This is a genomic window from Bradyrhizobium sp. UFLA05-109, assembly GCF_054185165.1.
Genome location: NZ_JBBIAR010000135.1, coordinates 1 through 6,292 on the forward strand (window position 1 = coordinate 1; position 6,292 = coordinate 6,292).

Here is a 6,292-nt window from a genome sequence, read left to right on the forward strand (position 1 = left end):
GATCAGCACGAACGCGTCTTCGTCGAGTGCCATGACCGACATCTCTGTAACGATGCGCCCGTCTTTGTCCGCGAAGTAAGCGAGTCCGATCCGGCCCGGCTTTGGAAGCAGTCCTGTGGTAAGACCGAGCAACCAACTACGAGCTCCGGCGCCTTCGACCTTGAAGCGTGAAAAGCCGGGCAGATCGAGGATGCCGGCGCGGTCACGCACGGCCAGACATTCCTCGCGGATCCGCGGCTGCCACGGTCCGTCGCGGCGGAAAGTTTCGGTCGAGCGCTCAGAAGTATCGTCGCCAGGCTGCGCATACCAGTTCGCGCGCTCCCAGCCGTTATAAGGCGCGAACTGGCCGCCAAGTGCCTTGATGCGGTCGTGAAGGGGCGAAAGCTTGCGGTCGCGGCCAGCCGGCCAGACATGGCGGGGGAAATGGATGGCGTACTCGTTGCCGTAGACCTCCCTTCCCTTATCGACGCAGTAGCGATCGTCGGTGTAGTTCGTGAACCGGCGCGGGTCGCAAGACCACATGTCCCACTCGGTCCTGCCCTCCGTAACCCATTCGGCGAGGACCTTACCCGCTCCTCCTCCTTGCGCGACGCCGAAGGTAAAGACGCAGGCCTCGAAGGCGTTGGGCACGCCAGGCATCGGCCCGATTAGCGGATTACCATCCGGGGCGTAGGGAATCGGGCCATTGATGACTTTGGACAGGCCAGCGGTTCCCAGGATGGGGACTCGCTCGACTGCATCGTTGAGATGCCATTCCAACCGTTCAAGATCATCCGGAAAAAGCTGGAACGAGAAGTCGGCCGGCATCGGATCGCTTGGCGTCGTCCAGTGCGCACGGCAATTGGCCTCATAAGGACCAAGGTTCATGCCGTTCTGCTCCTGCCGGAGGTAGTAAGAGCTGTCGACGTCGCGCAAGAGCGGCAGCTTGCAGCCTTGCTCCTTCGACCACGCGGCGATCTCAGGAATTTCCTCAAACAGGAGATACTGATGGCTCATCACCATCATCGGGACCTCGCGGCCGAACATCCGGCCGACCTCCTGCGCGCGATACCCCGCAGCGTTCACGACGTATTCGCAACGGATCTCGCCCTTCTCGGTCGCGATCACCCATTCGCTGGCGTCACGCCTCGCTCCGGTCACGGCGCAGAAGCGGATAATCCGCGCGCCCATCTCCCGCGCACCCTTCGCTAGCGCCTGGGTAAGTTGCGCCGGGTCTATATCGCCGTCGTTCGGATCATAGAGTGCGCCTTTGAGATCATGCGTTTCCAGGAAGGGGTAGCATTGCCTCATCTCGTCGAAGCCAAAGACCTCGATATCCATGCCTTGATAGCGGCCCATGCCCCTTACACGCTGGAACTCCAGCATGCGCTCGTCGGTGTGTCCGAGGCGCAGCGATCCCGTGACGTGGTAGTTCATCGGGTAGTCGACTTCGGCACCGAGCCGCTTGTAGAGCTCAGTCGAGTACCGCTGCATGTTCATGATCGACCAAGAGCTGGAGAATGTCGGAACATTCCCCGCCGCATGCCAGGTCGATCCCGAGGTCAGTTCATTCTTCTCGAGCAGCAGACAGTCGGTCCAGCCAGCTTTCGCCAGATGATAGAGGCAGGACACACCGACCACACCGCCTCCGATAATCACGACCCGCGCGCTCGATGGAATTTCCGACATTTTCGTCTCCGCTGTTTACTCGGCGTCCGCTCAGATCTGCTTCGCCAATTCCGGCAGCGCCTCGAATAGATCCGCGACCAGGCCGTAATCGGCCACCTGGAAGATCGGCGCGTCCTCGTCCTTGTTGATCGCGACGATCACCTTGGAGTCCTTCATGCCGGCCAGATGCTGGATCGCGCCGGAAATGCCGACCGCGACATAGAGCTCGGGGGCCACGACCTTGCCGGTCTGGCCGACTTGCCAGTCGTTCGGCGCATAGCCGGCGTCCACCGCCGCGCGCGAGGCACCGACGCCGGCGCCGAGCTTGTCGGCGAGCGGCTCGATGTACTTGGCGAAGTTTTCGCGGCTCTGCATGGCGCGGCCACCGGAGACGATGATCTTGGCCGAGGTCAGTTCGGGACGGTCGCTCTTGGCGACTTCCTCACCGACGAAGGTCGACAGGCCGGGGTCGGCCGCAGCAGCGACGCTCTCGACCGGCGCGCTGCCACCGGCAGCGGCAGCCTGGAAGGTCGAGGTACGGACCGTGATGACCTTCTTGGCGTCCTTCGACTTCACCGTCTGGATGGCGTTGCCGGCATAGATCGGACGCTCATAGGTGTCGGGCGCGACCACCTTGGTGATCTCCGAGACCTGCATGACATCGAGCAACGCTGCGACGCGCGGCATCACGTTCTTGAAGCGCGAGGTCGCGGGCGCGACGAAGGCGTCATAGGACGGCGCCAGCAAGACGATCAACGCAGCCAGCGGCTCGGCCAGGTCGTGCGCGTAGGGCTCGCCTTCGGCGACCAGCACCTTGGCGACACCGGCGAGCTTCGAGGCCGCCTCGGCCGCAGCCTTGGTGCCCTGCCCGCCACCGGCGACCAGCACATGGACGTCGCCGCCGAGCTGGGACGCCGCGGTCAGCGCCTTGTTGGTGGAGTCCTTGAGGACCTCGTGTTCGTGTTCAGCAATCAACAGCGTCGTCATCAGAGCACCCCGGCTTCGTTCTTGAGCTTCGACACCAGCTCGGCGACGTCCTTGACCTTGACGCCGGCCTTGCGGCCCGCGGGCTCAGCCGTCTTCAGAACTTCGAGGCGCGCGGTGACGTCGACGCCGTAATCGGCGACGGTCTTGTCCGCGATCGGCTTCTTCTTGGCCTTCATGATGTTGGGCAGCGAGGCATAGCGCGGCTCGTTGAGACGGAGATCGGTGGTGACGATCGCCGGGCCCTTGAGCTTCACGGTCTGCAGGCCGCCGTCGACTTCGCGGGTGACCTTGAAGTCAGAACCTTCGACCTCGAGCTTCGAGGCAAAGGTCGCCTGCGACCAGCCGAGCAGCGCGGCCAGCATCTGGCCGGTCTGGTTGCTGTCGTCGTCGATCGCCTGCTTGCCGAGGATGATGAGGCCCGGCTGCTCTTCGTCAGCCACCTTCTTCAGGATCTTGGCGACGGCGAGCGGCTCGACAGTGCCCTCGGCCTTCACCAGGATGCCGCGATCGGCGCCCATGGCGAGACCAGTGCGGATCGTCTCCGACGCCTGCGCCGGTCCGATGGAGACCACCACGACTTCGGTCGCCTTGCCGGCTTCCTTCAGGCGCAGCGCTTCCTCGACCGCGATTTCGTCGAAGGGGTTCATCGACATCTTGACGTTGGCGAGTTCAACACCCGATCCATCGCCCTTGACGCGGACCTTGACGTTGTAATCGACCACCCGTTTGACGGGCACGACAACCTTCATGGACGGCCTCCGGACTGATGCGTTCACGCGGAACGGTTGGGGCTGCTCATGCGCTCCTGCCGCGCCTCAAGCGCGTTGGCGGTGAGCATCAGCGCGGCTGCGACGATGATGAGCAGGGTGGCGACCGCAGTAATCGCCGGGCTGATCTGCTCGCGCACGCCGCTCCACATCTGCCGCGGCAGCGTCTTCTGCTCGGCTCCCGTGATGAAGAGAGCAACCACCACGTCATCGAACGAGGTAACGAACGCGAAGATCGCGCCGGAAACCACGCCTGGCGCGATGATTGGCAGCATCACCCGGCGAAATGCCGTGAAGGGCGAAGCTCCGAGGCTCGCGGCCGCACGGGTTAGCCGGTGATCAAAGCCAGTCAGGGTCGCTGCGACTGTAATCATCACGAATGGTGCGCCAAGCGCTGTGTGCGAGAGCACGAGCCCCGTCAGCGTATTCAGCATCCCGATGTCGGCATAGAAGTAGAAGATGCCGACTGCGGCCACGACGAGCGGAATGACGATCGGCGAGATAATCACTGCTGAAAGAGCCATGCGCCACGGACAGTCGGGGCGGTTGAGACCGATCGCTGCCAGCGTCCCAAGGATCGTTGCGAGCGCGGTCGCGCCGAAAGCGACGATGAAGCTGTTGCGAGCCGCCAGCTGCCAATCCGTCGAAGCGAAGACTTCCTGATACCAGCGCATTGAGAGGCCTGGCATCGGATAGGTAAAGAACGGCTCCGAATTGAATGACAGGGGAACGATGGCCACGATGGGCGCCACCAGAAATACCAGCACGAGTGCGGAAAACACGCGCAGCGCTTGGCGTGACGGCGTCGCTGATTTCATGCCGGAACTCCCGCCCGCCGACGCCCATAAGCGAGAACCAGCGAGACATAGCATGCCCCGACCAGCGCAAGCAGCACGACTGCAAGAGCCGCGGCCATACCCCAATTCGAGGACTGGTTGACAAAATAGGCGATGAAGAAGCTCAGCATCTGGTCCCTGGGACCGCCGACGAGTGCTGGTGTGATGTAGTAGCCCAACGCCAGGATGAAGACGAGCAGCGCGCCGGCGCCAACACCGGGCAGTGTCAGAGGAAGGTAGACCTTCAGGAATACCTTGTAGGCTGGCGCACCGAGCGACGAGGCTGCGCGCCAGTAAACCTCCGGAATGCCCTTCATGACAGCCAGCACCGGCAGGATAACGAACGGCAGCAGGATATGCGTCATTGCAACGAGGACGCCGATACGGTTGTGGACCAGCTCTAGCGGCTTGCTAAGCATCCCGAGCCAAATCAAAACCGAATTGACAACGCCGTTGCTCTGGAGGAGCACGAGCCACGCCGTGGTGCGGACGAGCAGCGACGTCCAGAAAGGCAGCAGCACCAGCATCATGAGCCAGCGCGCGTTGCGCGGCGACGTTGTGGCGAGCAGATAGGCCACGGGGTAGCCGATGACGACGCAAAGAACGGTGACGGCTAAGCTGATCAGCAGCGTGCGGACAATTACCTCAACATAGATCGCGTCGTCGGTCGCTCGGACGATCGAGCCGTCGGGTTGTCTGACGAGATCCACCGCTTTGAGCAAATAATAATCCGTCAGCCGAGGGGATGCCTGCTTGATGACTTGCCAGGTTTCAACCGCGCCCCAACTATCGCTGATGTCCAGCAGCTTTTGTCGGGCTGTTTCAGGTGTGAATTCGGCGGCGTCGCGGGCTGCGCGATTCATCAGCGATCTGAACCCGGGCGAATAGTAGTTCAGTCTGCGCGTCACTTCTGCCAGCCGCGCCTGAGGCGCTGCTTGCAGATCCGCGACGAAGGCGCGAAACACCCGGTCCGGGGGTACGGTCCGCATATCCCAATTGGCCAGCTCCGCTACGGTGTTCGGAAGGACTTGGGCCACCTCGCGATTATCGACGGCACGTATCAACAGCAATGCGATCGGCAGGAGGAAAGTGACGACCAGGAACAGGAGAAGCGGGACGACCAAGGCGACGGCCTTGAGACGCCCGGCCCGATTGGCCCGTTTCAGCCTCTTGGCAAGCGCGAGAGCCGCTTCGCCAGATCGCTGGCTCTGACGGTCCGTTTCGAATTCTACAACGCTGCCGGAATGCGTCATCGCTTCACCGTCGGTACATCGTTGTGATCTGGCGGAAGGCTCATCGCCTTCCGCCGGTGACCGCGCGCCCTACTGCGCAAGCCAGTTGTTGAAGCGAGCAGTGAGCTCTTCGTCGTGATCGGCCCAGAATTGCGCCGAAATCGAGAAGGACGTCTTCGAGTTCTCGCGCGCGGTCGGCAAGTTCGGCAGCACCGAACGGTCGACAAAGCTCATGGCCTCGATGTTGGATGGCCCGTAGGGGATGTACTTCGTTTGCTCGGCGAGGCTCTCCGGCTTCTCGGCGAAGGCGATGAATTTCTTGGCGAGTTCGAGCCGCTTGGTACCCTTTGGAATCGCCCACATGTCCCAATCGAGGGCAGCGCCGTCCCACACGATCTGGAAATTCTTGCCGCTGTTTTTGATCGCATCGTAGATGCGGCCGTTATAGGCCGTGGTCATGACGACTTCGCCGTCCGCCAGCAATTGTGGAGGCTGCGCGCCCGCGCCCCACCAAACCTTTACATGGGGTTTGATCTCGTCGAGCTTCTTGAACGCCCGGTCGACCCCCGCCTTGGTGCCCAGAACCTTGTAGATGTCGGCCGGCGCAACGCCATCCGCCAGCAGGGCCAGTTCGAGTGTCGACTTGGGCGACTTGCGCAGCGAGCGCGCGCCTGGAAACTTTTTGACGTCCCAGATATCGGCGACCGTCGTCGGACCACCGTTGGGAAACTTCGCTTTGTCGTAAGCGAGAATATAAGCGAAGGCGACGTTGCCGATCGCACAGTCCAAGGCTGCGCCAGGATGGAATTTGTCCTTGCCGCCC

Annotated in this window: 7 protein-coding genes; 1 reads left to right on the forward strand and 6 read right to left on the reverse strand. The window is 62.3% G+C overall.

The window, feature by feature from the left end:
• From Q3C01_RS44370 to Q3C01_RS44390, 5 genes are all read right to left on the reverse strand, one after another.
• Positions 1–1,668 (reverse strand): FAD-dependent oxidoreductase (locus tag Q3C01_RS44370; protein WP_458151650.1); only part of this gene is annotated, 1,668 nt, incomplete at its 3' end.
• Between the two features lie 30 nt (positions 1,669–1,698).
• Entirely contained in the window at positions 1,699–2,634 is a 936-nt protein-coding gene (locus Q3C01_RS44375; RefSeq protein ID WP_458151651.1) for an electron transfer flavoprotein subunit alpha/FixB family protein, read from the reverse strand.
• Positions 2,634–3,383: an electron transfer flavoprotein subunit beta/FixA family protein gene (locus tag Q3C01_RS44380; RefSeq protein WP_458151652.1), complete on the reverse strand. Its 750-nt coding sequence runs from the start codon at positions 3,381–3,383 to the stop codon at positions 2,634–2,636. The genes Q3C01_RS44375 and Q3C01_RS44380 overlap by 1 nt, the downstream gene beginning before the upstream one ends.
• A 23-nt stretch (positions 3,384–3,406) precedes the next feature.
• Positions 3,407–4,219 carry an ABC transporter permease gene (locus tag Q3C01_RS44385; protein WP_458151653.1) on the reverse strand — a complete coding sequence of 271 codons (813 nt, stop codon included), beginning with the start codon at positions 4,217–4,219 and terminating at the stop codon, positions 3,407–3,409.
• The gene (locus tag Q3C01_RS44390) at positions 4,216–5,301 is read right to left on the reverse strand and encodes an ABC transporter permease (RefSeq protein ID WP_458151654.1); all 1,086 of its coding nucleotides are present in this window, start codon (positions 5,299–5,301) and stop codon (positions 4,216–4,218) included. The genes Q3C01_RS44385 and Q3C01_RS44390 overlap by 4 nt, the downstream gene beginning before the upstream one ends.
• Between Q3C01_RS44390 and Q3C01_RS44395 the strand changes: the two genes are divergently transcribed.
• Positions 5,266–5,517 (forward strand): hypothetical protein, encoded by a 252-nt coding sequence (locus Q3C01_RS44395; protein ID WP_458151655.1) that lies wholly within the window; start codon positions 5,266–5,268, stop codon positions 5,515–5,517. The genes Q3C01_RS44390 and Q3C01_RS44395 overlap by 36 nt on opposite strands.
• 42 nt (positions 5,518–5,559) lie before the next feature.
• Here the strand turns inward: Q3C01_RS44395 and Q3C01_RS44400 are convergent.
• On the reverse strand, positions 5,560–6,292 hold a 733-nt coding region (locus tag Q3C01_RS44400; protein WP_458151656.1), incomplete at its 5' end, for an extracellular solute-binding protein.